This window comes from Neisseria sp. HMSC069H12 (assembly GCF_001812735.1).
Lineage (GTDB): Bacteria > Pseudomonadota > Gammaproteobacteria > Burkholderiales > Neisseriaceae > Neisseria > Neisseria subflava.
In genome coordinates this window covers 22,798-48,023 of sequence record NZ_KV810288.1, presented here as the reverse complement: position 1 = coordinate 48,023, position 25,226 = coordinate 22,798, and the positions used below count along the sequence as shown (strand labels likewise).

The following is a 25,226-nucleotide window of genomic DNA, read 5'->3' as shown; positions in this document are numbered from 1 at the left end:
GGCCGTCTGAAACTGGATTTCAGACGGCCTTTTCAAACCTTTCTGCTTACGCTTGCAAGCTAGCGACAAACTGCTGTACGGCCGGCACAGCCAAAATCAACAGCAATACCAATACGGCTTTTTCCATACGGTTGAACTGACAACTTCCGTAGTGTTTCTTTTGCGAATAGAGAAACAGCAATACGCCGGGCAAATAGAGCAAGACTGAAAGCAGCAAATATTCCGTGCCTGCCGCATAGACAATCCAAGCCGCATAAAGCGTTGCTGCCACGCCGATAAGGCGGTATTTCGCCGCAGCCTTTTGTGTCAGCGATAATTTGAACAGATATGCACCAATTAACAGATACGGTATCAAAATCATGGAAGTCGATACCATCAGCAAGGCAGAATAATCCTCGCCTTTTAACCACACCAGCAATAGGCAAACCTGCACGGTCAAAGTGGTAAACATCAACGAACCCTGCGGCACTTCGTTTTTATTCAACGGGATAAACGATTTTGGAAATGCGCCGTTTCTCGCACCCATGTGCGGAATCTCGGTCGCATACAGCGTCCAGCTTAAATAAGACGACAGCACAGACACAATCAGGCAGGAAGAAATCAGCACTTTACCCCAAGGGCCGACCATGTGCGCCAACACGCCCGCCATAGACGGATTAGCCATTGCTGCAATATCCACACGAGGCAAAATGCCTTGAGCCAAGACAGTAATTGCCACATACATTGCCAGCGTCAAGCTGACTCCGATAATGGTTGCTCGACCGACATCAGCACGACTTCACTTCGTGCATGCTTGGACAAAACCGCTGCACCCTCAATACCGGTAAACACCCACAGCGTAATCAGCATTGTGTTTTTCACCTGCGTCATCAGGCTGACATCAGGATTTTCAGGCGTAGCAAGGCTCGCCCCTGTCCAATCGGACATAAACACTTCGGTTTGAAAGAAATAGGCTGCCATACCGATAAATAAAATCAGCGGAAATACTTTGACTGCTGTCGCAATCAGGTTCACTCCTGCCGCTTCTTTAATACCGCGCACTACCAACCAGTAAATCAGCCATACAATTACCGATTCACCGACAAAAGCAGCAAATGTGTTGCCTTTACCGAAAATCACGTTGTCCGGCGTATCGACAAATCCGCCTACTGCTTCAAACGCAACCACCAAATAGCCGACAATACCGACCGTAGTGCAAAGCCAATAGCCCCACGCTGAGAAAAAACCCATCAAATCGCCAAAGCCGTCGCGGGCGTACGTATAAATACCGCCGTCCAATTCGGGCTTAAGTTTGGACAAGGCCGAAAATGACAGGCCGAGAAAGATAATGCCCACACCGGTAATCAGCCAACCCAGCAGCAAAGCCTGCGAACCTGCAACGGCAGCCATATTCTGCGGCAGGCTGAAAATACCCGAACCAATCATGGAACTGATAACTAAGGCCGTCAGCGCGGCCAAGCCGATTTGAGATTTTTGCGACATGTTTATTCCTGATTTTTATAATTATGTATTTGTAAAGCGACGGCATTACCGGCTTTTTTAGCCTGTTCTAACCGTATCAAAATATTATGCGGCCGCTTTCAGACGGCCTTAAATCCTTGCGCCAACGCACGGATATGTTCAGGTGCGATACCGCAGCACCCGCCGATGATTTCAGCACCCAAATCCGCCCATTGTCTCACCCACGCCAAATAATTTTCCGGCGTAGCATCGGCACGAATCGGATCCAAACCATCGTTGGCCTCGTTCATCTGTCCTTGTACCGGCTCAAATGCATTGGCGTAAACACCCAGTTTCAGACGGCCTTGGGCTTCATGTGCCACTTTCAAAGCTTCCGCCATCACTTCAGGCTGACTGCAATTGAACAACATTGCCGCCGCACCTATCTCTACCGCGAAATCCGCCGCCTCGTGCACGTTTTCTCCCGAACGCAACACCGGTACATCATACGGCATCGTATCTTCCAAAGTAAACGACACCCAAAACGGCTTACCATCATCAGGCAGACTGCTGCGCCAGAAACGCGCTTCTTCCAAGCTGGATACGGTTTCTGCCAACCAAATATCAGCAAACGGCATCAAACCCGATATTAAAGGGCGCGCCAAAGCAGGTGCGACTTGTTTGTCAAACAAGTCAGGGCGGTAAGAACCGAACAACGGCGGCAGGCTTGCGGCCACTTTTGCAGTAGTCCCGCTTTGTTCCACCGCTTCACGCGCCAAACGGCCGGCCTGCCTTGCCCATTCGGCAGCTCGAGCATCAAAGCGCTCCTGCCCGATATGAAACGGAACAAGCGCATAGCTGTTGGTCGTAACTACTTGTGCGCCTGCGCGAAGAAAGTCCAAATGCGTTTCGCGTACAATCTCCGGCGTTTCCATCAAAGCCAAAGCAGACCATTCCGGCTGACGAAACGGTGCGCCGCGCCGATGCAGTTCACGCCCCATTCCACCGTCTAAAATCGTTACCGTCATGATCGACCTCCAATGATGATTTTTTAAAATCGCCATTCTACGCTTTTTTAACTCCTTACCTTTAATCTATAAAAAACTAAACTTATGCAGTTTCGTTATATAAAAGGCCGTCTGAAACTGGATTTCAGACGGCCTTTGCGATTATTTCACAAACCGTGCATCTGCCATAAACGGCCGTGTAGCCACCGGTTTAGCGGAATAGAAGCGGGAGAAAGTGCTGTCGATTTTGGTCTGTATCGGCTTACCGTCCAATGTTGCCGATGCTTCCAATTTCACACCACCGCCACTGGTTTCGCCCAATTTCATATTTGGCAACGTCAGTTTGGCAATATTTAGTTTCACATTTTCCACCTTGGTATCAGGAGACATCAGCTGTTTGCCGACGGGGCGGATTTTTTCACCCTCATCATGAGGCGCAGCACCACCATTGTCGTCAACCACGCCGATATTAATCAATCGTGCAGACGCCAAATCCATTTTGCCGTTTTTAACCGGAATACCGACAAACAGTTTTACGCCGCGATGAATGAACGTATTGTCCCGCCACTGAGTTTGGCCCTCTTTCGGCGGTTTGGTTTCTGCTGCCACCGAATAAGTGCGGCCCATAATCATCAATTTATAGCCCGGAATTTTTTTCGAACCCAACCCATCGGTAATGTCTTCGACCAGTTGCGGCGCAGTCAAGGTTTCGTTTGCCAAAATACGGGCTGAAGTTTCTGCCAGATGGGCGGGCTTGCCGTCTATGGTCAATGCCTGTTCATGGCCGAAATCAGATGCAAATGCAGGCACGGCAGCCAGCGCGGCGGCCAATGCCAGAATACGGATGGTTTTCATTGCAGACTCCTGATAAAAATATAATTGAGTTGATTACCCGATAAAATCCGGGCGATATTGATAAGAGCCGATATTTTTATACAAATGATACAGATTATCAAGAGTATTTAGATTTCAAAATAAAAAAGGCCGTCTGAAAACCAAGTTTCAGGCGGCCTTTTAATCTACTTAAATCTTCTATCAGTCTTTGAAGCGTTTGAATACCAATGTGCCGTTGGTACCGCCAAAGCCGAAGGAATTGGAGATGGCAACGTCGATTTTCGCGTCACGCGCTTCATTGGCGCAGTAGTCCAAATCGCAACCGGCTTCAACATCTTGTTCAAAGATGTTGATGGTCGGTGGAGATTTTTGCTCGTGTACCGCCAACACGCTGTACAACGCTTCCACACCGCCGGCTGCGCCAAGCAAGTGGCCGGTCATGGATTTGGTGGAGTTAACGATGACTTTGCGCGCATGATCGCCCAAAGCGCGTTTGATGGCTTTGGTTTCGTTGGCATCACCCAAAGGAGTCGATGTACCGTGTGCGTTGACGTAATCAACGTCTTCAGGATTCAGGCCGGCATCTTTCAGGGCGCGGGTAACGGCTAATGCAGGGCCCTCTTCGTTAGGCGCGGTAATGTGGTAGGCATCGGAGCTCATGCCGAAGCCGACGATTTCAGCGTAAATTTTCGCACCGCGTTTTTTCGCGTGTTCCAATTCTTCCAACACCAGCACGCCAGCGCCTTCGCCGATAACGAAACCGTCACGGCCTTTGTCCCACGGACGGGAAGCGGTAGCAGGGTCGTCGTTGCGGGTGGAAAGTGCCTTCATGGCGGCAAAACCGCCGACGCCCAAAGTGCTGATCGCGCCTTCCGCGCCACCGGCAATCATAACGTCTGCGTCGCCGTATTTAATCAGTCGTGCAGAGTCGCCGATGGAGTGTGCGCCGGTTGTACAGGCAGAAACCATGCCGTAGCTCGGGCCACGGTAGCCTTTGAGGATGGTTACGTGGCCGGAAATCAGGTTAATCAGCGAGCCTGGGATAAAGAAAGGATTGATTTTGCGCGCGCCGCCTTCGATAACGGCTTTGCTGGTCGCTTCAATGCTCGGCAGGCCGCCGATACCGGAGCCGATGTTGACACCGACGCGGTCTTTGTCGAGGGTTTCCACGTCGTCCAAGCCTGAATCATTGATGGCTTGCAGGGCGGCGGCAATACCGTAGTGGATGAATACGTCCATACGGCGCGCTTCTTTCGCGCTGATGTATTGGCCGATGTCGAAATCGCGCACTTCGCCGGCGATTTGGCTGTTGATGTCGGATGCGTCAAAGCGGGTAATCCGTCCGATGCCGCTTTTGCCTGCGAGCAAATTGCTCCATGCGGTGGCGACGTCGTTGCCGACCGGTGATACTTGGCCAAGACCTGTGATGACTACTCTTCTCTGACTCATGATAATCTCGCTGTTGGTTGTCGGGATTTTCGCGGCAGCCTTGCTCATTTTCTTTGTGAAAACGGGCAAAACTCATGCCGTCTGAAATTTCAGGGGTTTAATAATAAGGTAAAAGCCTCTATTGCGATGGCGCAGCAGAGGCTGGATGTTTGGTGCGACCGATTAGCCTTGGTGGGCGTTGATGTAGTCGATAGCCAATTGTACGGTAGTGATTTTTTCAGCGTCTTCGTCAGGGATTTCGCAGCCGAAAGCTTCTTCCAAAGCCATCACCAGTTCTACGGTGTCCAGAGAGTCAGCACCCAAATCGTCTTGGAAAGAAGATTCGTTTTTCACTTCGGCTTCGTTTACGCCCAGTTGTTCAGCAACAATTTTCTTAACTTGTTGTTCGATGTTTGACATGTCAGTCGTTCCTTTTCGCCTTGCGGCAGGTTGTTTAAGAGAAATAATTCGTCGGTATTGTACCGAATTCGGATAGAGTTTTCCATCTAATCCTACATTTTAGCACAGATTATTCTGGAAAAACCTGTTGTTGCGCATATTAGCATAGGCTGATTTTAACCTACAAGCAGGAAATTGTTTTTATTTGATATCATAGAGTTAAGTTTGATTATCGTAAATCGTGGCCATCTGAAAATCCTAATTTCGGCTTCTCAAACGGCTTTAATGCAATTTCAAATATTTCCTCCAATTATTTTTCCAAACTGCCCACATCATCCGTCTCACGATATTCCAGCCCGTCCAATGCCGCAAAATGCTGCTTGCCGCATTCGATTTTCAGCCGTTCGTTTTCGCGCAGCTTGTCGGTGTCCACTCCCGCCTGAATGCCTTTGCCGGTATTTTTGGTTTCCGCAACGAAATATACTTTGTCCTGAACCTGTTTCACCACCGCCCAATCGGGATTGTAGTTGCCCAGCGGGGTCGGGATTTTGAACCAGCCGGGCAGTTTGAAGTAAAACGCCACGCCGCCTTCATTTTTCGCATCATAATCCTCGCAATTTTGGGCAAAGGCTTGTTCCGTGCCGGAATCCAAAGGAATGTAGTTTTCGCAAATGGTTTTTTGCGGTTTTCCGACTTCGAACGTAAAGTCGTTTTCATAAAACTCGATGCCTTCGCGCTCCATGTCTGTCAACAGCTTTTGGTCATACACTTCGCCGGTTTGCTCATACTCGATTCCTGCCGTCATCAATGCGTACAGGCTGCGGTTTACCGCTTCGGCGGCAAGGTCGATGAAGCGTTGCGGATTACCAACTACATCTTTCAGACGGCCTGACTTTGTGACGATTTCGTACACCGTGCGCCGCGTCAGCCCCGTTTTTCTTTGGATCTCGCCGAGTATGTCGGGAATTTCCCATGTGGTTTCCATATCGCGGCTGCGGCTGGCAATTTCGACTGTTTCGATACCGTAGGTTTGGGATTGTTTTAATTGCGCCTTGCGGATGCGGATTTTCGGCTTCTGGATTTCGGGCAGGCCTGCTACTGCCGCCGAAGCCTGTTTGATCAATTCTTCCGTATCGAAGCGCACCCTGTAGCGCGTTTTGTATTTCAACCTGTCCCAAATTGCCTGAAATTCGGGGTCGAGCGGAAAATCTTTGCGGAATAGCTGTTTTTTCTTCTTATTGCCGTTTTTGATGTTTTCGGCGGCAAATTTAATACCGCATTCGTCTTCGTATTCCTTTTGCAGGTTGGCGGCAAACGATTCGTAGCTTTCGTTCGGCACCACGGTCAGTATGTTCACTTTTTCATCGCGCACGCGCCGTCCTTCCTGATTGACGGCTATACGCAGCCCGCGCCCGATTTCCTGCCGCTTTTTCAGCGGCGAGCGGGTTTCGTTGAGCGTGCAGATTTGGAATACATTGGGGTTGTCCCAGCCTTCTTTCAGCGCGGAATGGGAAAAGATAAAGCGCAGCGGGCTGCCGAAGGAAAGCAGGGTTTCCTTATCGCGCATAATCAGGCGGTAGGTATCGTTGTCCGCCTGAGTTGTACCGTCGGTGTTTTTCAGACGGCCTTTCTTGTCTTGCGAGAAATAGCCGCCGTGTACGCCCGCCGTATCGGCGCTGCCTGCAAGCTCCCGATAGATTTCTTCAAACCAAAGGGCAAACTTGCCCGCTGCTCCGTCTGCCGTACGGTAATTCTCCACGCGGTCGATGAAGAACAGCGACAACACCTTCATCCCCAGCGGATTCAGCCGTTTCTCCTTCGCCAAATGCTCCCTTACCGTCTCGCGGATCTGGTTTTTCATGATTTCATCGCGCACCGCATCGCCGTCTCCGCCGCGCGTAATGGTTCTACCGCTTGAGAACGCCAATTCCTGATTCTCGAAATCCATGCCGTCAATGATAAAACCGTGGCGGTAGGCTTCGTTGCCGCCCGATTTTTCAAACAAATCGTCTCCCGATTTGACGGACACCTTTTTCTTCTTGGTTTCCTTTTTATCCTGATAATGAATGTTCAAATCGGCTTTCAGACGGCCTTTGGCCGCCTGCTTTACTTCCAGCAGCTCCGCAAATGCACCGTTCACATCGTTTTCCGCCAATACCGGCAAGACTTCGATTTGCTTTACCAGCTTCAAATTGTATGCCTGCACGGGATTCAGACTGTAAACCTTGTGGTAAGGGTTTTTATGCGTTGCCGAATAGCGCAGGGTAAAGAGCGGATTGAGCGATGCCAAGGCATTCAGACGGCCTTCCGTTTCCATATTTTGCGGCTCGTCGATGATGACGATCGGACACGTTTCCTGAACAAACTTAATCGGCGCTTCTCCGCTTTCGTTTACCTTATTGATAACGTTTCCATCTTTTTCAAACGACTGGATGTTGATCACCAAAATTTCGATATGGTCGTTTACCGCAAAAGCGCGCAAATCCGACAGCCGGCCGCTTGAATATTCAGCATAACGCATCACAGGCCTGCCGAACACCCCGTCAAAATGCGCCTTCGTAATTTCCAGGCTTTTCAACACGCCTTCCCGTATCGGCACGCTCGGTACGACAATGACAAACTTCTTCCAGCCGTAGCGGCGGTTTAATTCGTAAATCGTGCGCAGATAGACATAGGTTTTGCCCGTACCCGTTTCCATTTCCAGGGAAAAATTCCGCCCGTGCTCGCCGATTTTTGTTTCAGGCTGTCCGTTTTGCTTTTGTACCGTGTTCAGATTCAGGCCTAGCGTTTCCCAATCCAAATCCAAGCCGTTGCCTACAAACCGCCCCGTCCCCTGACTGGTCAAATCGAATGTCCGGACATGGTTCGGCTGCCCTGCAAAAAGATTCGCAACGGCATTTACCGCATCAAGCTGATAGGGCAGTTCTTCAAATTTCAGTTCCATCGTTTTCTCCCTACACACACTCGAACATCACGCCCGCATCCTTCATCTGCAATACGGTATTGCTTTTAAGCGCATCGTCACCCTCAAACAGCCTGTCCAATGCCGCCACCTTAGCGGGATGCTTCGCCAGCACGGCATCAATCAAACCTTGATCCACGCGTTTCAGCAGGAAAGCGTACAGCCCGCCCGTGTCTTCGTCTTCCACGAAATATACGTCGTCTGAAAACGAAACCTTGCAAGTCAGCTTCAAGCCCATGCGCAGCATCAATTCGTAGAGCAGGTTTTCAGACGATGTTTCAGACAGCACGGAATCGATATTCAACGACAATTCGCGTTGCAGGGCTTCCGTATCGGACTGCTCGGGCTGCCGCCATTGTTTGAAACCGCTTTCAGCAAGTTTGAAAACTTTAAAGCCCGTATCTATTTCCGATCCGTCTTGAAGGCCGTCTGAAATCTGCCTGCCCGCGCGGCGGATGCGTTCTTTGGCAATTTCGGCAATCGTGTCGAAACCCGCCTTGCGTGCTTCGGATTTTTCGTCGGTTTCTTCGGGGAGCTGGACGCAGATAAAACGGCGGCTGCCGCCGTCTTCGGCGTTAAGCTGCATCACGGCATGGGCGGTAGTGCCGCTGCCGGAAAAGAAGTCTAGGATTAGGTCATCTGAATTTGTGGCTAGTTTTGCCATCTTTAAAAGATACGGAATTGGCTTTGGGGTATCAAAATATGCTTTTTTATCAAATATTTTTTTAAGTTCATCAGCTGCATTTGCTGTATTACTTGTATCTAACCAAATTGTTTCAGGAACAGAGCCTGCTACTTCTGAAAGGAATAATTTACGATAAAGTTTGTCTCCATTTTCAATCAACCTTTTTTCTTCATCTAACTTTTTCATATTTTCCAAACCGACCAACCATTCTCGTTCAGAATAGAATCTTCCGTTCAATGTCGTATATTCATATCTACTACCTCCTTGATTTCCTCGCGCCCATAGCCCCAAAACACGATAATCACCACGTTCATCATTATCAGGATTTTTATATGCTTTAAGTGTTTCCGCCTCAATTTCAAGTTTATTAAATCTAAGATTTTCAATATTTTTTGCATAAACAAAAAGATATTCATGGACACGACTTAAATTAGGCGCACTATTATCTTTACCACGTTTTCTATGCCAAGAAATTTGTGAAACAAAATTCTCCGCCCCAAACACTTCATCACACAACAATTTCAACTGTGCCTGTTCGTTGTCGTCAATGCTGATAAAAATCACGCCGTCTTCGCGCAGCAGGGTTTTCGCCAGATGCAGGCGCGGCAGCATCATGGAGAGCCAGTTGCTGTGGTAATGGCCGCTGTCTTTGCTGTTTTTGCGCCACGCGCCTTGGAATACGCCGTCGCGCTTCAGGTAGCCCGCGTCATCGGTATCGCCCACGCGGCGGGCGTATTCTTCGCGGCTTTCGGAGAATTTGTCGGGATAAATAAAGGAATCGTTGCCGGTGTTGTAGGGCGGGTCGATGTAGATCATCTTCACGCTGCCGGCGTAGGATTTTTGCAGGATTTTTAGGGCTTCGAGGTTTTCGGCTTCGATAAACACGTTTTGCGTGCCGTCGAAATCTGCGGATTCTTCTTTGCAGGGGACGAGGGTGCGGGAAGTGGGGCTTTGCAGGTTGAGATAGGCGGCGGTTTTGCCCGCCCAATCGAGTTGATAACGTTCGCCCGCGCCGACAAGGTTTTCTGCGCCGAGGACGAGTTTGAGTTTCTCAAAGTCGATTTGGCCTTCGCAAAAGACTTCGGGAAAGAGTTGTTTGAGTTTTAATATATTGTTTTGTTTGAAATTATTTTCTAAATCGTGTATAATTTCGGTTCGGTTCGGTTCGGTTCGGTTCGGTTCGGTTGCCATAATTGCGTCTTCCATCAATGATCACTTACAAGGTGTCCATTTTATCGGGATATGTTGAAAGTTAAAAGAAAAGAAGGCCGTCTGGAAAACTTTAATATTCGTTTTTCAGACGGCCTTCTTTTCACTTGCCGAAACAAGAGTATTTTGTTTCTCAACTTTACAAAACGGTCAGTCCTGTTGCTTGCTTCTACCCCAAAAACTCTTTCAAAAACAGCAAGACGCAGGCGAGTTCGTCTGCGGATTCGCGTTGCGTACCGTTGCCGGTATGACCGCCACCGTCAGGCGAGTAGAGCCAAGATTGCGGCGAGGTTTCGCGCAGTTTGGCGTAGAACTTGAGCGCGTGGGCGGGATGGACGCGGTCGTCGGACAGGCTGGTGGTGATGAGTGCGGGCGGGTATGGCACGTCGTCTGAAAGATTGTGATACGGCGACAATTCGCCCAGCCAGCGTTTGCAGACTTCGTATTTTTGCGGGTTGCCGTATTCGTCCGTCCAGCTTGCGCCGGCGGAGAGCAGCGGATAGCGGATCATGTCGGTCAGCGGTACTTCGCACACCAGCGCGCCGATGCTCTGCGGCTCGCGCACGAAGGCAGCGGCAGTAATCAGGCCGCCGTTGCTGCCGCCCTGCAAACCGATATGTTTGGGCGAACTCATGCCGCGTTCGGACAAATCGCGCACGACTGCCAATAAATCATCAACGCTTTTATGTTTGCTGATTCCCTGCGCTGCTTGATGCCAGCGCGGGCCAAATTCGCCACCGCCGCGTATGTTCGCCAACACAAAGGCATTGCCCTCTTCCAGCCAATATTTGCCGACGCTGCCGAGATAATGCGGCAATTCAGGAATACCGAAACCGCCGTAGGCATAGACCAAAGTCGGCGTGTCGGGCGTGGCGTTTTTGCCGACGTGGAAATAAGGAATGCGCTCGCCGTCGGCCGAAGTCGTCCAAAACTGCTGCACGTTGATGCCGTCTGAATCAAACTGCTGCGGCTGACGGCGCATGACAGTCAGTTCCATCACGTTCAAATCCAGCGCAAACAGCGTCAGCGGCGTAGTGAAATCGCTGGCGGCAAGGTAAACCACGTCGCCGCCCCACGGTTGGTCGGTCATTTCCAATGCACCCGAAGGCAGGCGCGGCAGTTTGACTTCCTGCCATTTGCCGTCGGCAAACCGCCATGCTTTCAGACGGCCTTGTACGTTTTCCAGCAGACTCGCCACGACAAAACGCTTGGTCGTTTCCACGCTTTCCAATGCCTGAGTTTCATCGGGCGCAAACAAAAGCTGCGCCGCCCCGAGTTCGCCCCGATTCAGTTTCACCGCCACCAGCGCGCCGCTTGGATAGCTTTGGTTTGCGCGGTTCCAGTCTTTGCGCAGCGTCAGCAAAAGATGTCCCGCCAGATAGCCGACTACGTCGCAATCGTTGGGCAGGTTTAACGGTTTCGCCTCGCCTTCAGACGACACCTGCAAATAGGTTTTGGTGTAAAAACCATCTGACGCTTCAATCAAATCAATCGGCGACCCCTGCGGATCGAGATAACGCCACGCGTTTACCATCATGCCGTCTTCGGCAATTTGATACACCGGCAGGCTTTCCTCGAAACTCTTGCCCCGTTCCACCAGCCACACTTCGCGCGGATAGCCCGATTCGGTCAACTGGCGTTCGTCCCAAGCCGGACACACCCACACGCTGTTTTCATCGCGCCACGACACATGGTTTTTGCCTGCCGGAAAGTGAAAACCGCCTTCTACCAATTCCCCTGCTTCCAAATCCACTTCCAGCGTATACGCCGTATCGCCGCCCGATTTGCTCAGTGTTAACAACGCGCGGTTGGGCTGTTCCACCAAGTGCGACACGCCGCCTAGATATACATCGTCGCCAAGCAATTCATCGAAATCCGCCACTGAAAACAGGATTTTCCACTCAGGATAGCCGGAACGGTACGTCGCCGCTGTACACACGCGGTACACGCCCTTCGGATATTCTGCGTCCTGATGGAAATGGTACATCCGCGCACGGTGTTCCTGACAAAACGGAATCTGCCGCGTGTCCTGCAACTGTGCCAAAATGCCATCGGACAATGCGCGCGCTTTGTCATTTTCTAAAAAACGGGCGCGCGTTTCGGCATGCGCCGCAGCGGCAAAATCTTGCGTTTCGGGAGATTCGAGGTTTTCAAAATGGAGATAGGAATCGGGGTAAGATTTCATAGGAAAAGGCCGTCTGAAAGATTGGGAAACGGAATTATAACGGCAAAATCAAAAAAGGCCGTCTGAAACCTGCATTTCAGACGGCCCGAGACATTATTCAACTCAACGTCCGTATATTTTCCACAAACCTTCCTGCAAACCAAACGCAGGCTCGCCGTCTTGCGGCTGGGTGCGGACGTAGCTGCCGTCAGGCTGCATCAGCCAAGCCTGGGTATTGTCTTCCAAGGCCATTTCCAAACCTTCGCGGATCACGCGTTCTTTGAGTTCGGGCGTGGTAATCGGCGTGGCGACTTCAATACGGCGGAAGAAGTTACGACCCATCCAGTCGGCGCTGGAGATAAAGGTATCGTCTGCGCCGTTGTTATGGAAGCAATACACGCGCGAGTGTTCGAGTTGGCGGCCGATAATGGAGCGGACGCGGATGTTTTCGGACAAGCCTTTGACACCCGGGCGCAAAGTACACATACCGCGCACAATCAGGTCGATTTGTACGCCTGCCGCGCTGGCTTGATACAGCGCATCAATCACACTCGGCTCGATGAGGGAATTCATCTTGGCGGTAATCCGCGCCGGTTTGCCGGCTTTGGCGTGTTCGGTTTCCTGCTTGATGCGGTCGATGACCATTTTGTGCAGGGTAAACGGGCTTTGATAGAGCTTGTTCAGACGGCCCGGCTTGCCCAAGCCTGTGATTTCCATAAACAAAGTGTTCACATCGGCAGTGATTTGCTCGTCGGCGGTGATGATGCCGAAGTCGGTGTAAATGCGCGATGTGCCTTGGTGGTAGTTGCCGGTACCGAGGTGGGCATAACGCTTGAGCACGCCGTCTTCGCGACGGATAACCAAAGCCATTTTGGCATGGACTTTATAGCCGAATACGCCGTACACGACGTGCGCGCCCGCCTCTTCCAGCTGTTTCGCCCAGTTGACGTTGTTGGCTTCGTCAAAACGCGCCATTAGTTCAACCACGACGGTAACTTGCTTGCCCGCCAGTGCGGCCTTCATCAATGCGCGTACAAGCTCGGAATTGCTGCCGGTGCGATAGATGGTCATTTTGACGGCCAATACATCCGGATCGGCCGCTGCCTCGTGTATCATTTGGACAACCGGATCGAAAGACTGATACGGGTGGTGCAGCAAAATCGGCGACTGTTTAACCAGTTTGAACACAGAGCCGTTTTTGCGCAAGGCTTTCAGACGGCCTGCATTGCGTGGCGGAAACTTCAAATCCGGTCTGTCCACCAAATCGGGAACGGCATTGAGGCGCACCAAATTGACCGGCCCTTTGACCTGATACAGCTCGGCAGAAGTCAGCTTGAACTGGGCAAGCAGGAAGTCGTGAATATGCGCCGGACAAGTATCCGCCACTTCCAAGCGCACGCCGTCGCCGTATTCGCGGTCGTGCAATTCGTTTTGAATCGCGGCGCGCAGGTTTTTCAAATCTTCCTCATCCACCGTCAAATCGCTGTCGCGCGTGAGGCGGAATTGATGGCAACCCTTCACTTTCATGCCGGGGAAAAGTTTGCCGACATGGGCGTGCAAAATAGACGATAAGAACACAAAGCCTGCGTCGCCTCCGCAAATTTCAGACGGCATGGGGACGACACGCGGCAAAATGCGCGGTGCCTGCACAATTGCCATTCCGGACGGACGGCCAAACGCATCCGTGCCTTCGAGTTCGACGGCAAAGTTGAGCGATTTGTTTAACGGGCGAGGGAACGGGTGCGAAGGATCGAGGCCGATGGGCGTGAGAATGGGCAAAAGCTCGTTGTCGAAATAGTTTTCAATCCATTTCTTTTGCGCGGCCGTCCAATTGCGGCGGCGGTAAAAATGGATGCCTGCACGGTCAAGTTCGGGCTGAAGCACATTATTAAACAAATCATATTGCTCGCGGATCAGCGCCTGCGCCTCTTTTGCCACCGCCTCAATGGTTTCGGCTGCGGTTTTACCGTTGTCGAGCAGTTGATGCGGACGCAGTTTGTTTTCGCGTTTCAACCACGCCATGCGCACTTCAAAAAATTCGTCCAAATTGGAAGAAACAATGCACAAAAAACGCAAACGCTCCAACAAAGGAACATTCGCATCCTGCGCCTGAGCCAGTACACGGCGGTTGAACGCCAACAGGCTGAGTTCTCGGCAAAGAATGCGGTTTTGCTCGGGCATGGTTTACTCCTGAAACATCAGTCATTAACACCATCAAGTATAACGTTTTGCCGCCGTTCCGTCAGGTTTCAGACGGCCTTGACAGAAAACCTTATCCCTATTTGAGGCAAGACAAAGGGTTATCCGTTTTTTTCTATACCGAAACAGCGGTTTTTGCTATAATGCGCCGTTTAATGCAACCGCAATACCACTGCTAAAGGATAAGAAAATGGGCTTTTTGCAAGGCAAAAAAATTCTGATTACCGGCATGATCTCCGAGCGTTCCATCGCTTACGGCATCGCCAAAGCCTGCCGCGAACAAGGCGCGGAATTGGCATTTACTTATGTTGTCGACAAACTGGAAGAGCGCGTCCGTAAAATGGCGGCCGAACTCGGCTCCGAACTCGTGTTCCGCTGCGACGTTGCCAGCGACGACGAAATCAACCAAGTTTTCGTTGACTTGGGCAAACACTGGGACGGCTTGGACGGCTTGGTTCACTCCATCGGCTTCGCCCCTAAAGAAGCTTTGAGCGGCGACTTCCTCGACAGCATCAGCCGCGAAGCATTCAACACCGCTCACGAAATCTCCGCATACAGCCTGCCTGCGCTGGCAAAAGCCGCCCGTCCGATGATGCAGGGCCGCAACGCCGCAATCGTTGCACTGAGCTACTTGGGCGCCGTTCGTGCCATTCCTAACTACAACGTTATGGGCATGGCCAAAGCCAGCCTCGAAGCCGGCATCCGCTTCACTGCCGCCTGCCTGGGCAAAGAAGGCATCCGCTGCAACGGCATCTCCGCAGGCCCGATCAAAACCCTGGCCGCTTCCGGCATCGCCGATCTCAGCAAACTCTTGGGCCACGTCGCTTCCCACAACCCATTGGGTCGCAACGTTACCACTGAAGAAGTCGGTAACACAGCCGCCTTCCTGCTGTCCGACCTCGCTTCCGGCATCACCGGCGAGATTACGTACGTTGACGGCGGTTACAGCATCAACGCACTGAACGACGAAGAGAACTAAACGGTTTACACGCAAAACGCACTTTCATGATGAAAGTGCGTTTTTTATGACTATTACATTATGGCTTGAATAACTGCATAACCAAAAAGGCCGTCTGAAAGTCAAATACACGAATGAAACATAATTGTCGTACGCTTCGGCGCGTTATGTTACTAACATTACAACATTATCATTTCATCTCATTTAAAAGATGAGATAGAGCATTGATTCTAAAGATAACATTCATGTTATCTGATACTTAGCCGCTAATAAAAAATGGTGTAAAAAAGTAACAGAAAAACTTCAGACGGCCTGTTTTTCATACAGAAGGCATAGAAGCAGGAGATTTTTGGCATAAAATACAAAATTTAACATTATTGAATTTTTCTTAACCGATAAAGCGTTAATATGCCTGCCGATTTATTGAATCACATCTGATTTTGACTCAAACACATACAGGAGATTAATTATGTCAATCGCTTCAGAATTTAAAGAATTTATTATGCGCGGCAACGTTATCGACCTCGCAGTCGGTATGGTTGTCGGTACAGCATTCAGCGGCATCGTCAAATCATTGGTTGACGATGTAATCATGCCTCCTATCGGTCTGTTGATCGGCGGCGTTGATTTCTCCAACCTGTTCATTACACTGAAAGACGGCGCACAAGCCGCTCCTGCAGAAGGTTACGCCAACCTGGCAGCCGCTCAAGCAGCCGGTGCCGTTACTTTAAACATCGGTCTGTTCATCAACACTGTGATCAGCTTCCTGATCATCGCCGCTGCCATCTTCTGCGTGGTTAAAGCCATCAACTCCGTGAAAAAAACCGAAGCTCCTGCTGAAGAAGCTCCTGCAGAGCCTAGCGAAGAAGTTCTGTTGCTGCGCGAAATCCGTGACTCTCTGAACAAAAACTAATCACAATACCTAAACATACACGCACAAACCAAGGCCGTCTGAAACCATTTCAGACGGCCTTTTCTCATACCAATCTATTTCGTTAAGTCCTTCCTATTGAAAGAATCACGCCCTTCCCTTTCTCAGCAAGCTATCCTGCTTTTTCAACCATGAATTAACGCTCATGGTAAACACAAAGAAAATGAGCAGCGCATCTCCTTGCCAATAAAAAAGCCCGATGCGTTCAACATCGAGCTTTTAACTGGAAAACCAATCTTAGTCTTTGCGTGTTTCCACCAAAATCATTTCGACTGCTACGTCTTCCACTTCTACTTTAGGCACATCCGAACGGCGTGTTTTAGCAACTGGTTCAGGTTGTGGCTGCGCGGCAAAAGCGGCAACGGCTTGCGGATCGGTTTCAACGAAGATCAAATCGCCCAAGCTCTCAGGCACAACGATTGCGACAGGCGCTGCTTTAGCGACGGTTTCAGTTTGTGTGGCAACAGCTTCAGTTGGTACTTCAACCGGTGCAACAGTAGCCGTTTCATTCGGAGACAATACTGCAGAAATAGCTTCTTTGACGTTGCTGACGGCAGAAGCAAGCAGGGCTTGTTCGGCATCAGCGCCTTCGGTTTGCGCTACGGTAGGCTCGTCTTCGCTTTCAATCGCAAATACGAATGGCTCTGCGCTGGTAACTTCAGGCTCGGATACCACAATCACCAGCGGCTCGGCGTGGTCGCTTTCAGAAGACAATGTCGCATTTGCAGCTTCAACCGTTTCGTTCAAACCTAAAACATGCGCTACGGCAAAGAGGACTTTGTCGGCGGTATCGGTAATGTTCAGGTATTGCTCGATTTTTGCCGAAGACGGGATATTGCGTTTTTTGCTGTTGGAACGGCGGTCGTTGCGGTTGTTGCGCTGACGGTTGTTGCGGTCGCGTCCTTGACGGCCGTTGTTTTTCACACCCCCTTCGCTGTGGGCGTTGTCGTCCACTTCAACTTGCGCCTGTTCGCCATCGGCTTGAACGTTCACGTCCTCAACACGGTTTTCCGCAGATTGATGACGGTTGCGCTCGTTACGGCCGTTGTTGCGGCGACGTTTATTGCCGTTTTGTTCCGCTTGGTTTTCAGACGGCATCTCAGCCAGTGCAACCGCTTCTTGAACGTTTACGTCTTCAACCACTTCCTCAACACGGTTGCGCTCGTTGTTGCGATCATCGCGGCGGTTGTTACGGTTGCGGTTGCGGCGGCTGTCTTTACGCTCGTCGTTGCGGCTTTCGTTTGATTTGTTTTCTTCAACCTTGCTGTCGGCAGCTTCGGCATTCACTTCGCGCACTTCGACTTTGCTGCCGTCGTGTTTGTTGTTGCGGCGTGGATTTTGACGGCGGCTGTTTGAACGGCGGTTGCTGTTTTGGCTGCGGTTGTTTGTAGTGCGTTTTTCGGCAGGCTCTTGAGCAACTGCGGCAGGTGCAGGCTCGCCGCCGAAAATGCGTTTCAACCAAGCTTTGAAGCTGTCCCACCAAGAGGCTTTTTTCTCAGGGGCGACAGTCGGTGCAGGCTGGGTATGGCGTACGCCTTTGACAGCTGGCTCAGGACGGGAAGCTTTGGCTTTTTCGCTGCCGAAAGGTTTGGCGGATTCGTCTTCTTCCGGCTCGGCAACGCGTTTGTAGCTCGGTTCGCCGTCTTCTTCTACGTCATCAATGCGGATACGGTTGATTTCGTAGTGCGGATTTTCCAAGTGGATGTTTGGAATCAGGACGACGTTGACATCCAAGCGCTCTTCCATCGCAAACAGCTCGGCGCGTTTTTCGTTCAGCAGGAAGGTGGCAACATCGACAGGCACTTGTGCGTGTACTTCGCCGGTATTGTCTTTCATTGCTTCTTCTTGAATGATGCGCAAAACGTGCAGGGCGGTCGATTCGATACCGCGGATGACGCCGGTACCGGCACAGCGCGGACACGCGACATGGCTGCTTTCGCCCAGAGCCGGTTTCAAACGTTGACGGCTCAATTCCAAAAGGCCGAAACGCGAAAGTTTGCCCATTTGCACGCGGGCGCGGTCTTTTTTGAGCGCATCGCGCAGGACGTTTTCAACATCGCGTTGGTGTTTCGGATTTTCCATATCAATGAAGTCGATGACGACCAAACCGCCCAAGTCGCGCAGACGCATTTGACGGGCGACCTCTTCGGCGGCTTCCATATTGGTTTTGAACGCGGTGTCTTCAATATCCGAGCCGCGTGTGGCGCGGGCGGAGTTAACGTCGATGGAAACCAGGGCTTCGGTGTGGTCGATCACAATCGCGCCACCGGAAGGCAGGCTGACGCTGCGTGAGAACGCGCTTTCGATTTGGTGTTCGATTTGGAAACGGGAGAACAGCGGCGTGTGGTCTTGATAGAGTTTCAGACGGCCTACATTGCTCGGCATGACGTAGCTCATGAACTCGGCAACTTGGTCATAAACTTCTTGATTATCCACCAAAATCTCGCCGATATCGGGACGGAAATAGTCTCGAATCGCACGAATCAGCAGCGAGCTTTCCATAAAGAGCAGGTAAGGGTCATGGTGTGCTTTGCCTGCTTCTTCAATGGCTTGCCAAAGTTGCTTGAGATAATTCAAGTCCCATTCCAACTCTTCCGCGCTGCGGCCGATACCGGCAGTACGGGCAATAATGCTCATGCCGTTCGGAATGTCGAGTTCGGCCATAGCGGCTTTCAACTCTTGACGCTCTTCGCCTTCGATACGGCGGGATACGCCGCCGCCGCGCGGATTGTTCGGCATCAATACCAAATAGCGGCCGGCCAGGCTGATGAAAGTGGTCAGTGCCGCGCCTTTGTTGCCGCGCTCGTCTTTTTCGACTTGGACGATGACTTCCATGCCCTCTTTGAGCACGTCCTGAATACGCGCCCTGCCGCCTTCGTAGTCGCGGAAATATGAACGCGATACTTCCTTAAACGGCAAAAAGCCGTGGCGGTCGGTTCCGTAATCGACGAAACACGCTTCCAGCGACGGCTCGATGCGGGTAATGATACCTTTGTAGATATTGCCTTTACGCTGTTCTTTGCCCAGCGTTTCGATGTCCAAGTCCAAAAGGTTTTGGCCATCGACAATGGCAACGCGCAGCTCTTCGGCCTGCGTTGCGTTGAATAACATTCTTTTCATAGTCACCTCGTGAACAGCGGCCGTTTGATTTGTGAATATCTTTTTCAGACGGCCTGTCTGTCCGGTTGGCACTCTTCAAAGGCAAGATGGGAAAATCCCCGTGTAACCAGTATTTGATTTGAAATCCGCAAGGTTGCATGCTTGAGCTCAAGCCATGTGCGGACGGATTCGGATAAAGAAGGAAATAAAGAACAATGCGGCGGAAAGGTTGATGGTTCCGCTGCCGTCCGAATGCTGATGCTTCGGACAAAATAAGGCAGCCTACATCTTCTTATTATCGTAGCGCCGGTAATTTCGGACGGTGCTGCGCGGACTGCGTCTTACGCCCGGCCGGACGGCAGGTTCAATTCAAACTTAATTACGGGATTGCGTTTGCCGGCTTTGAACAAACACAAGGAAATGCTTTGCGGAGTGCGTTTTTAATATAAAATCTCGTTTTAACAATAAATCCGTTTCAGACGGCCTGCGACGGCAGGTTCGGGTCCCGAAACGGACGTTTTGGGATTATAGAGAAAATGCACGCAATACGCAAAGATTCAGTCAGCCTGATTGCCGTTGCCGAACACGCGGAAGGCCAACGCCTTGATAACTATCTGATAAAAATCCTCAAAGGCGTCCCGAAAAGCCATATCCACCGCATTATCCGCGCCGGCGAAGTGCGGCTGAACAAAAAACGCTGCAAACCCGACAACCGCATTCAGGCAGGCGATACCGTCCGCATTCCGCCGATACGCATCGCCGAAAAACAAAGGCCGTCTGAAAGCCAGGCCGCGCCTGCGCGCGAGTTTGACATCGTTTACGAAGACGATGCACTTTTGGTCATCAACAAACCGTCCGGCGTCGCCGTCCACGGCGGCAGCGGCGTGAGCTTCGGCGTCATCGAACAAATCCGCCGCGCCCGTCCCGAAGTGCGTTATCTCGAACTCGTCCACCGCCTCGACAAAGACACCAGCGGCCTTTTGATGATTGCCAAAAAACGCAGCGCCTTGGTAAAACTGCACGAAGCCATCCGCAACGACCATCCGAAAAAAATCTATCTTGCACTGGGTGTCGGCAGGCTGCCGAACGACCGCTTCCACGTCAAGCTCCCCCTGTTCAAATACACCGGCGCACAAGGCGAAAAAATGGTGCGCGTCAGCGAAGACGGCCAATCCGCCCACACCATCTTCCGCGTGTTAAACCGTTTTTCAGACGGCCTTTTGCACCAAGTCGGCCTTTCCGACCTGACCTTTGTCGAAGCCACCCTGAAAACCGGCCGCACCCACCAAATCCGCGTCCACCTGCAATCGCAAGACTGCCCCATTGCCGGAGACGAACGCTACGGCGACTATCAGGCCAACAAACGCCTGCAAAAACTCGGTTTGAAAAGAATGTTCCTGCATGCTTCCGAGCTGCACCTCGCCCATCCGCTGACCGGCGAAAAACTGATCCTGAAAGCCCCCCTGCCGCAAGAATTGGCGCAATTTGTTTTAATGCTGGAAAATCAGGAAAAGGCCGTCTGAAATCAAATAGATTTACTTAACCCAAAATAAGGAAACGTCATGTCTAAATTTTATCTTCTATTAGCATTAATTTTAGCTGGTTGTACAACTGCATCGGGAATCCAAATCGTTGAAAAGGGCAACTCGGGTTTTGATACAGCAATCATTTACAAAGGCAAAGAAACTATTTTAGATGTTAATGAAAATAATGAACAAGAATATCGCATATTCCATCAAGGAGCATCAGGATTTACTCCTTCAACTGCTGTGAGACACAGTGCTGAAAAAAGAGCACAGGCTTTCTGCAAACAAAAAAATAAAAGTATGAAAGCAATTAGAGAAAGAGCATCTACTCCTCCTCACATCTTAGGGAATTGGCCTAGGATTGAGATTATTTTTATCTGCACAGAGACAAAACAAGTAGATATTGATAATTCAAGCGACAACAAAAAATATGATCAATTAGTAAATTTAAAGAAATTATTAGATCAAGGTATTCTTTCCGAACAAGAATTCAATCAAGAAAAAGTTAAAATATTAAGTAACCCATAGTTCTATTCGTGTATTTTGGTGAATTCAGCTACATCAAATACACTCTTAAAATAATAAGTTATTCAAGGCCGTCTGAAAGGAAACCCATGAAACCCAAACTCATCATTTTCGACTGGGACGGCACGCTTGCCGACACCACCAACCCCATCATCCACACCTTTCAGCAAAGCTTTGCCGATTGCGGCCTGCCCGTTCCCGAAGCCGACCAAATCCGTCCGCTCATCGGATACAGCCTGTCCGGCATCATCCGCCGCCTTGCCCACAACGTCAGCGAACACGTTCAGGAAACCCTGATTGAGACCTATGCCGCGCACTACCTCAATCCCAACAATCACAATATGACCCTGTTCCCCGAAGCCCTGTCCTGCCTGCAACGCTTGCAACAACAAGGTTATTGGCTTGCCATCGCCACCGGCAAAGGCCGAAGCGGCCTGGACAAAGCCATTGCACAAACCGACACCCAAGCCTTTTGGCTGGAAACTGCCTGCGCTAGCGAATATCCGTCCAAACCCGCGCCCGACATGGTACTTGCCCTCTGCGACCGACTGGGTGTTGAACCGGAAGAGGCCGTCGTCGTCGGCGACACCACCCACGACCTAGAAATGGCCACCAATGCCAAAATCCGCGCCATCGCAGTTGCCACCGGCGCACATACTGCCCAACAGCTTTCCTCCATGCCCCATGTCGCCATACTCAACAGCTTGGCCGAATTGCCTGATGTATTGGAAACCTTATAAAAGGCTAGGGGCTGACGTAGATTAGCCCTAAAGGCTATGCAACATCTATATTAAAGGCCGTCTGAAACCTATTTTCAGACGGCCTTTCATTTGTTTTATCGATCCGAGCGCACCCTGACAAATGTTGCAAATTTCGGCGTTCCCTTTTGCGTAAAACCACGATAACGGTAAGTAATCAGCGCACCGATTTTCGGCGGATGGTCGCGGTCTTTATCCTTAAAACCGCTGCCGATACGAAACTCGCCATATTGGTTTTTGCATCCTACCGCACCCAAACGCCCGACATTGCGCCCTTTGCCCTCATAATGACGCGTTACCGTACATTCATCATCATATTCACTTTTCAGCTTCAACAGCTGCCCATTTCTACCGCCTGCATAACGGGCTTCAGGTTGACGCAGCATCACACCTTCCCCACCCAGCGCTTCGACTTGTTTCAAAAAATCCAAAGCATGCTGTTTGTCGCGCACCTTGACTTGCGGAATGACCGTAAACCGTGCCGACGGGTGTGATTTCAGCCATTTCGAAGCCGTTTCCAGCCGCTGATACAGATTACCCTGCGCCTGCGGCACATCAAAAACATGCAAACGGATGCCATCCCAATTTCCCGAGGCAGAACGCACCGTCGCGGAAATTTGCTCAAACCGCCCTCGTCCGCTGTACAACTCACCATCCATCGGAAACGGCGGAAAACCTGCTGTAAAACCTTTGGGCGGTGTAAACGCATAACCCTGACGACTGACCAGCTGCCTGCCATCCCAATACGCGCGTACGCCATCCAACTTTTCACTCATGGCCCAACCGGCAATATCTTGATTTTTATATTCCTGCGCCAACAACAAATCTGCACCAAACGCCGCAGAGATGAAAGAAGCCGCAAAAATCGGTATCATGATCCGCATTACATTATTCATAAGACACTTTTCCAGACTTGCTTTTTATTATATATACATAATAGCAAAAGGCCGTCTGAAACGTAAATAACGCTAATAAGCATTTCCTAGGAACACCCATGGCACTCCAATTTGAAATCAACGCCGTTACCCCCTTCCGTCAAAACTGCACGCTGATTTGGGACGATGAAACTAAAGAAGCCGTTTTGACCGATGTCGGCGGCGATGTACCCTATTTATTGCAACAAGTCCAAAACAAAGGCCTCAAACTGACCGCCATTTGGCTGACCCACGGCCATCTTGACCACGCAGGCGGCGTAGTTGAACTTTTGAAAACCTGCGATATACCCGTTCTCGGCCCGCACAAAGACGACGAATTCCTGCTCCAAGCCCTTCCGCAAACGACGGCGCAATACGGCTTCCCCGTTTCTCCGTCATTCACGCCGACACGCTGGTTGGAAGAAGGAGAATCGCTCAAGGTCGGCAACCACAGCTTCCAAGTCCTCCACATTCCCGGCCACACTCCCGGCCAAGTCGTTTTCTATAACGCCGAAAACGGTCTTTTAGTCGCAGGCGATGTTTTATTTTATGAGACCGTTGGTCGCACAGATTTTCCGCGCGGCAATCATGATGACCTCATAAACAATATCTGCGCTAAACTATTAACTCTGCCCGAAACCACGCAAGTTATAGCCGGACACGGCCGCATGACCAGTATCGGGCATGAGAAAAGGTACAATCCGTTTCTGGTTCGTTAATATGAATATTGTATAAAGCCAACATTCTGGCATACACAGATTATGCGTATAAAGGAAAACTGACATACAATTTGCAGGAATAACACCCGAAAGATTAAGTACCTAATCTCCGGCAAATGCCAAAAAGAACTAAAGCACAAAGATAACAAGGTATTACGCAATACAACCTGATTTATCGAAAACCGGAAATCTCTAAACCCCAAGCCTTACTCGCAGTGAAATTGTTACAAAGTGACAATAAATGTCAGTCAGGCCGTCTGAACGGTTCTGCCGATTCAGGCGGATACAACGGAGATGAGGTGCAATGCCCTGCTGGAATGTGCCGATGTTCTGTTTGTCAAACCGTCGGGGACATCTTTAAGAAGCACAACATTATTTGGGTCAACCGGCAAACTCGCTGCCGGCACTAACAGGCCGTCTGAAAAGTTCGGCCGGTAAAATCAATAAAAGGATTATCAAATGAAAAAAATCGCAAAAGTGGGCTTCGTCCTGCTGGCTACCGGCCTGCTGGCCGCCTGTGCTACTAAGAGCAAAATCACTCCTGAAGGCACTACAGACGAGCCACGCTTCCCTAAACCTTACTCCCTGACCTTCAACAAAGGCCGCGGTACATTCCCGACTTTTGACGAGCTGGATCAAATGCGTCCCGGCCTGACCAAAGACGACATCTACAAAATCCTCGGCCGTCCTCACTACGACGAAGGTATGGTTGGCGTGCGTGAATGGGACTATCTGTTCCACTTCTACACCCCAGGCGTAGGTGTTGACCCTGAAAACACTTCCGGCGTTGAAGGCATCACTACTTGCCAATACAAAGTGATCTTCGACAAAGACAAATTTGCACGCAGCTTCTTCTGGAATCCAGTATTCCCTAAAGATGCCGTATGTCCTCCTCCAGCACCTACACCTAAACCTAAACAAGAGCCTCAAGTGATCATCCGCGAGATCATTAAAGAAGCTCCTGAACGCATCCGTCAATAAGGACAAATTTGAAACGGATCCTATTGGGTATAGCCTTGGCAGCAGGTCTGAATTCTTTGGCCGCTGCCGATGCTGTCAGCGACTATATCCAACGCAAAAAAGTTGTGGTCAATACAGCTAAGGCGGAGCTTTGCTTTGCCGATGACGGTCAGTGCCATCCGGTACTGATTGGCAAGACCACGCCGAAAGGCAAATTCAATATGACGCCGATGATGACCAGCAAACCGGGTTACGGTGGCGAAGTTATCGGCTTCAAAGAAGAAAATGACTTTCTGTTTGCGTTACATAGGGTATGGACGCTCAAGCCACAAGAAAGACGCATGGAACGCATCGTCTCCCCTCATGTGGCCGACCGCATCATAACCAATGGTTGTATCAACGTACAAAGCCATGTGTACGAAAAACTGCGTCAGTACTTCATTTTAGAAATCATCTGATGTAGGCTTTAGTTTGAATAAAGGCCGTCTGAATATTTTTCAGACGGCCTT

General features: G+C 50.5%; 20 protein-coding genes. 8 read left to right on the top strand and 12 right to left on the bottom strand.

Going from position 1 to position 25,226, the window contains the following annotated elements; translation table 11 throughout:
- Positions 1-46 precede the first annotated feature (46 nt).
- The 10 genes from HMPREF2872_RS12075 to ppk1 all read right to left on the bottom strand — a co-directional run bounded on the left by HMPREF2872_RS12075 (position 47) and on the right by ppk1 (position 14,309).
- Entirely contained in the window at positions 47-718 is a 672-nt protein-coding gene (locus tag HMPREF2872_RS12075; protein ID WP_283119010.1) for an amino acid permease, read from the bottom strand.
- A 14-nt stretch (positions 719-732) separates the two neighbouring features.
- Positions 733-1,482 (bottom strand): amino acid permease, encoded by a 750-nt coding sequence (locus HMPREF2872_RS12070; protein ID WP_283119009.1) that lies wholly within the window; start codon positions 1,480-1,482, stop codon positions 733-735.
- 98 nt (positions 1,483-1,580) lie between these two features.
- Entirely contained in the window at positions 1,581-2,468 is an 888-nt protein-coding gene (locus HMPREF2872_RS07895; RefSeq protein WP_070632752.1) for a homocysteine S-methyltransferase family protein, read from the bottom strand.
- A 141-nt stretch (positions 2,469-2,609) separates the two neighbouring features.
- Positions 2,610-3,302, bottom strand: a complete 693-nt coding sequence (locus HMPREF2872_RS07890; RefSeq protein WP_070632750.1) for a hypothetical protein — start codon at positions 3,300-3,302, stop codon at positions 2,610-2,612.
- A gap of 180 nt (positions 3,303-3,482) precedes the next feature.
- Positions 3,483-4,730: a beta-ketoacyl-ACP synthase II gene (fabF, locus tag HMPREF2872_RS07885; RefSeq protein WP_070632788.1), complete on the bottom strand. Its 1,248-nt coding sequence runs from the start codon at positions 4,728-4,730 to the stop codon at positions 3,483-3,485.
- Between the two features lie 162 nt (positions 4,731-4,892).
- A complete protein-coding gene (acpP, locus tag HMPREF2872_RS07880) occupies positions 4,893-5,129 on the bottom strand; it encodes an acyl carrier protein (RefSeq protein WP_003679644.1) in 237 nt (78 codons plus the stop codon).
- 289 nt (positions 5,130-5,418) lie between these two features.
- Positions 5,419-8,052 carry a restriction endonuclease gene (locus HMPREF2872_RS07875; RefSeq protein WP_070632748.1) on the bottom strand — a complete coding sequence of 878 codons (2,634 nt, stop codon included), beginning with the start codon at positions 8,050-8,052 and terminating at the stop codon, positions 5,419-5,421.
- 10 nt (positions 8,053-8,062) lie between these two features.
- Positions 8,063-9,946: a site-specific DNA-methyltransferase gene (locus HMPREF2872_RS07870; RefSeq protein ID WP_070632786.1), complete on the bottom strand. Its 1,884-nt coding sequence runs from the start codon at positions 9,944-9,946 to the stop codon at positions 8,063-8,065.
- A gap of 187 nt (positions 9,947-10,133) precedes the next feature.
- Complete coding sequence (locus HMPREF2872_RS07865; RefSeq protein WP_070632747.1) at positions 10,134-12,149, bottom strand: prolyl oligopeptidase family serine peptidase; 2,016 nt, start codon at positions 12,147-12,149, stop codon at positions 10,134-10,136.
- Positions 12,150-12,251: 102 nt separating this feature from the next.
- Positions 12,252-14,309 carry a polyphosphate kinase 1 gene (ppk1, locus tag HMPREF2872_RS07860; protein ID WP_070632745.1) on the bottom strand — a complete coding sequence of 686 codons (2,058 nt, stop codon included), beginning with the start codon at positions 14,307-14,309 and terminating at the stop codon, positions 12,252-12,254.
- A 208-nt stretch (positions 14,310-14,517) separates the two neighbouring features.
- On the opposite strand from ppk1, the gene fabI reads away from it, so the two are divergent.
- On the top strand, positions 14,518-15,306 hold the full coding sequence (gene fabI / locus HMPREF2872_RS07855; RefSeq protein ID WP_003748060.1) for an enoyl-ACP reductase FabI: 789 nt from the start codon (positions 14,518-14,520) through the stop codon (positions 15,304-15,306).
- A 448-nt stretch (positions 15,307-15,754) separates the two neighbouring features.
- A complete protein-coding gene (mscL, locus tag HMPREF2872_RS07850; protein ID WP_049328519.1) occupies positions 15,755-16,198 on the top strand; it encodes a large conductance mechanosensitive channel protein MscL in 444 nt (147 codons plus the stop codon).
- A gap of 255 nt (positions 16,199-16,453) precedes the next feature.
- Here the strand turns inward: mscL and HMPREF2872_RS07845 are convergent, their stop codons facing one another.
- Positions 16,454-19,336, bottom strand: a complete 2,883-nt coding sequence (locus tag HMPREF2872_RS07845) for an Rne/Rng family ribonuclease (protein WP_070632743.1) — start codon at positions 19,334-19,336, stop codon at positions 16,454-16,456.
- A 515-nt stretch (positions 19,337-19,851) separates the two neighbouring features.
- On the opposite strand from HMPREF2872_RS07845, the gene HMPREF2872_RS07840 reads away from it, so the two are divergent.
- The 3 genes from HMPREF2872_RS07840 to HMPREF2872_RS07830 all read left to right on the top strand — a co-directional run bounded on the left by HMPREF2872_RS07840 (position 19,852) and on the right by HMPREF2872_RS07830 (position 22,106).
- Positions 19,852-20,838 (top strand): RluA family pseudouridine synthase, encoded by a 987-nt coding sequence (locus HMPREF2872_RS07840; RefSeq protein ID WP_070632741.1) that lies wholly within the window; start codon positions 19,852-19,854, stop codon positions 20,836-20,838.
- 39 nt (positions 20,839-20,877) lie between these two features.
- Positions 20,878-21,369: an SHOCT domain-containing protein gene (locus HMPREF2872_RS07835; RefSeq protein ID WP_070632739.1), complete on the top strand. Its 492-nt coding sequence runs from the start codon at positions 20,878-20,880 to the stop codon at positions 21,367-21,369.
- 86 nt (positions 21,370-21,455) lie between these two features.
- Entirely contained in the window at positions 21,456-22,106 is a 651-nt protein-coding gene (locus HMPREF2872_RS07830) for an HAD-IA family hydrolase (RefSeq protein ID WP_070632737.1), read from the top strand.
- Between the two features lie 95 nt (positions 22,107-22,201).
- Here HMPREF2872_RS07830 and HMPREF2872_RS07825 read toward each other — a convergent pair whose 3' ends face one another.
- Positions 22,202-23,008 carry a DNA ligase gene (locus tag HMPREF2872_RS07825; RefSeq protein ID WP_070632735.1) on the bottom strand — a complete coding sequence of 269 codons (807 nt, stop codon included), beginning with the start codon at positions 23,006-23,008 and terminating at the stop codon, positions 22,202-22,204.
- A 110-nt stretch (positions 23,009-23,118) separates the two neighbouring features.
- Here HMPREF2872_RS07825 and HMPREF2872_RS07820 point away from each other — a divergent pair, with 110 nt between their 5' ends.
- From HMPREF2872_RS07820 to HMPREF2872_RS07810, 3 genes are all read left to right on the top strand, one after another.
- A complete protein-coding gene (locus HMPREF2872_RS07820) occupies positions 23,119-23,757 on the top strand; it encodes an MBL fold metallo-hydrolase (RefSeq protein WP_003683764.1) in 639 nt (212 codons plus the stop codon).
- Positions 23,758-24,216: 459 nt separating this feature from the next.
- The gene (bamE, locus tag HMPREF2872_RS07815) at positions 24,217-24,738 is read left to right on the top strand and encodes an outer membrane protein assembly factor BamE (RefSeq protein ID WP_070632733.1); all 522 of its coding nucleotides are present in this window, start codon (positions 24,217-24,219) and stop codon (positions 24,736-24,738) included.
- An 8-nt stretch (positions 24,739-24,746) separates the two neighbouring features.
- The gene (locus tag HMPREF2872_RS07810) at positions 24,747-25,175 is read left to right on the top strand and encodes a L,D-transpeptidase (RefSeq protein WP_070632731.1); all 429 of its coding nucleotides are present in this window, start codon (positions 24,747-24,749) and stop codon (positions 25,173-25,175) included.
- The last annotated feature ends 51 nt before the right edge of the window (positions 25,176-25,226 follow it).

Coding starts and splice junctions, on each gene's coding strand:
- HMPREF2872_RS12070 (WP_283119009.1), bottom strand. CDS start 1,482: ATGTCGCAAAAATCTCAAATCGGCTTGGCCGCGCTGACGGCCTTAGTT.
- HMPREF2872_RS07895 (WP_070632752.1), bottom strand. CDS start 2,468: ATGACGGTAACGATTTTAGACGGTGGAATGGGGCGTGAACTGCATCGG.
- HMPREF2872_RS07890 (WP_070632750.1), bottom strand. CDS start 3,302: ATGAAAACCATCCGTATTCTGGCATTGGCCGCCGCGCTGGCTGCCGTG.
- fabF (WP_070632788.1), bottom strand. CDS start 4,730: ATGAGTCAGAGAAGAGTAGTCATCACAGGTCTTGGCCAAGTATCACCG.
- acpP (WP_003679644.1), bottom strand. CDS start 5,129: ATGTCAAACATCGAACAACAAGTTAAGAAAATTGTTGCTGAACAACTG.
- HMPREF2872_RS07875 (WP_070632748.1), bottom strand. CDS start 8,052: ATGGAACTGAAATTTGAAGAACTGCCCTATCAGCTTGATGCGGTAAAT.
- HMPREF2872_RS07870 (WP_070632786.1), bottom strand. CDS start 9,946: ATGGCAACCGAACCGAACCGAACCGAACCGAACCGAACCGAAATTATA.
- HMPREF2872_RS07865 (WP_070632747.1), bottom strand. CDS start 12,149: ATGAAATCTTACCCCGATTCCTATCTCCATTTTGAAAACCTCGAATCT.
- ppk1 (WP_070632745.1), bottom strand. CDS start 14,309: ATGCCCGAGCAAAACCGCATTCTTTGCCGAGAACTCAGCCTGTTGGCG.
- fabI (WP_003748060.1), top strand. CDS start 14,518: ATGGGCTTTTTGCAAGGCAAAAAAATTCTGATTACCGGCATGATCTCC.
- mscL (WP_049328519.1), top strand. CDS start 15,755: ATGTCAATCGCTTCAGAATTTAAAGAATTTATTATGCGCGGCAACGTT.
- HMPREF2872_RS07845 (WP_070632743.1), bottom strand. CDS start 19,336: ATGAAAAGAATGTTATTCAACGCAACGCAGGCCGAAGAGCTGCGCGTT.
- HMPREF2872_RS07840 (WP_070632741.1), top strand. CDS start 19,852: ATGCACGCAATACGCAAAGATTCAGTCAGCCTGATTGCCGTTGCCGAA.
- HMPREF2872_RS07835 (WP_070632739.1), top strand. CDS start 20,878: ATGTCTAAATTTTATCTTCTATTAGCATTAATTTTAGCTGGTTGTACA.
- HMPREF2872_RS07830 (WP_070632737.1), top strand. CDS start 21,456: ATGAAACCCAAACTCATCATTTTCGACTGGGACGGCACGCTTGCCGAC.
- HMPREF2872_RS07825 (WP_070632735.1), bottom strand. CDS start 23,008: ATGCGGATCATGATACCGATTTTTGCGGCTTCTTTCATCTCTGCGGCG.
- HMPREF2872_RS07820 (WP_003683764.1), top strand. CDS start 23,119: ATGGCACTCCAATTTGAAATCAACGCCGTTACCCCCTTCCGTCAAAAC.
- bamE (WP_070632733.1), top strand. CDS start 24,217: ATGAAAAAAATCGCAAAAGTGGGCTTCGTCCTGCTGGCTACCGGCCTG.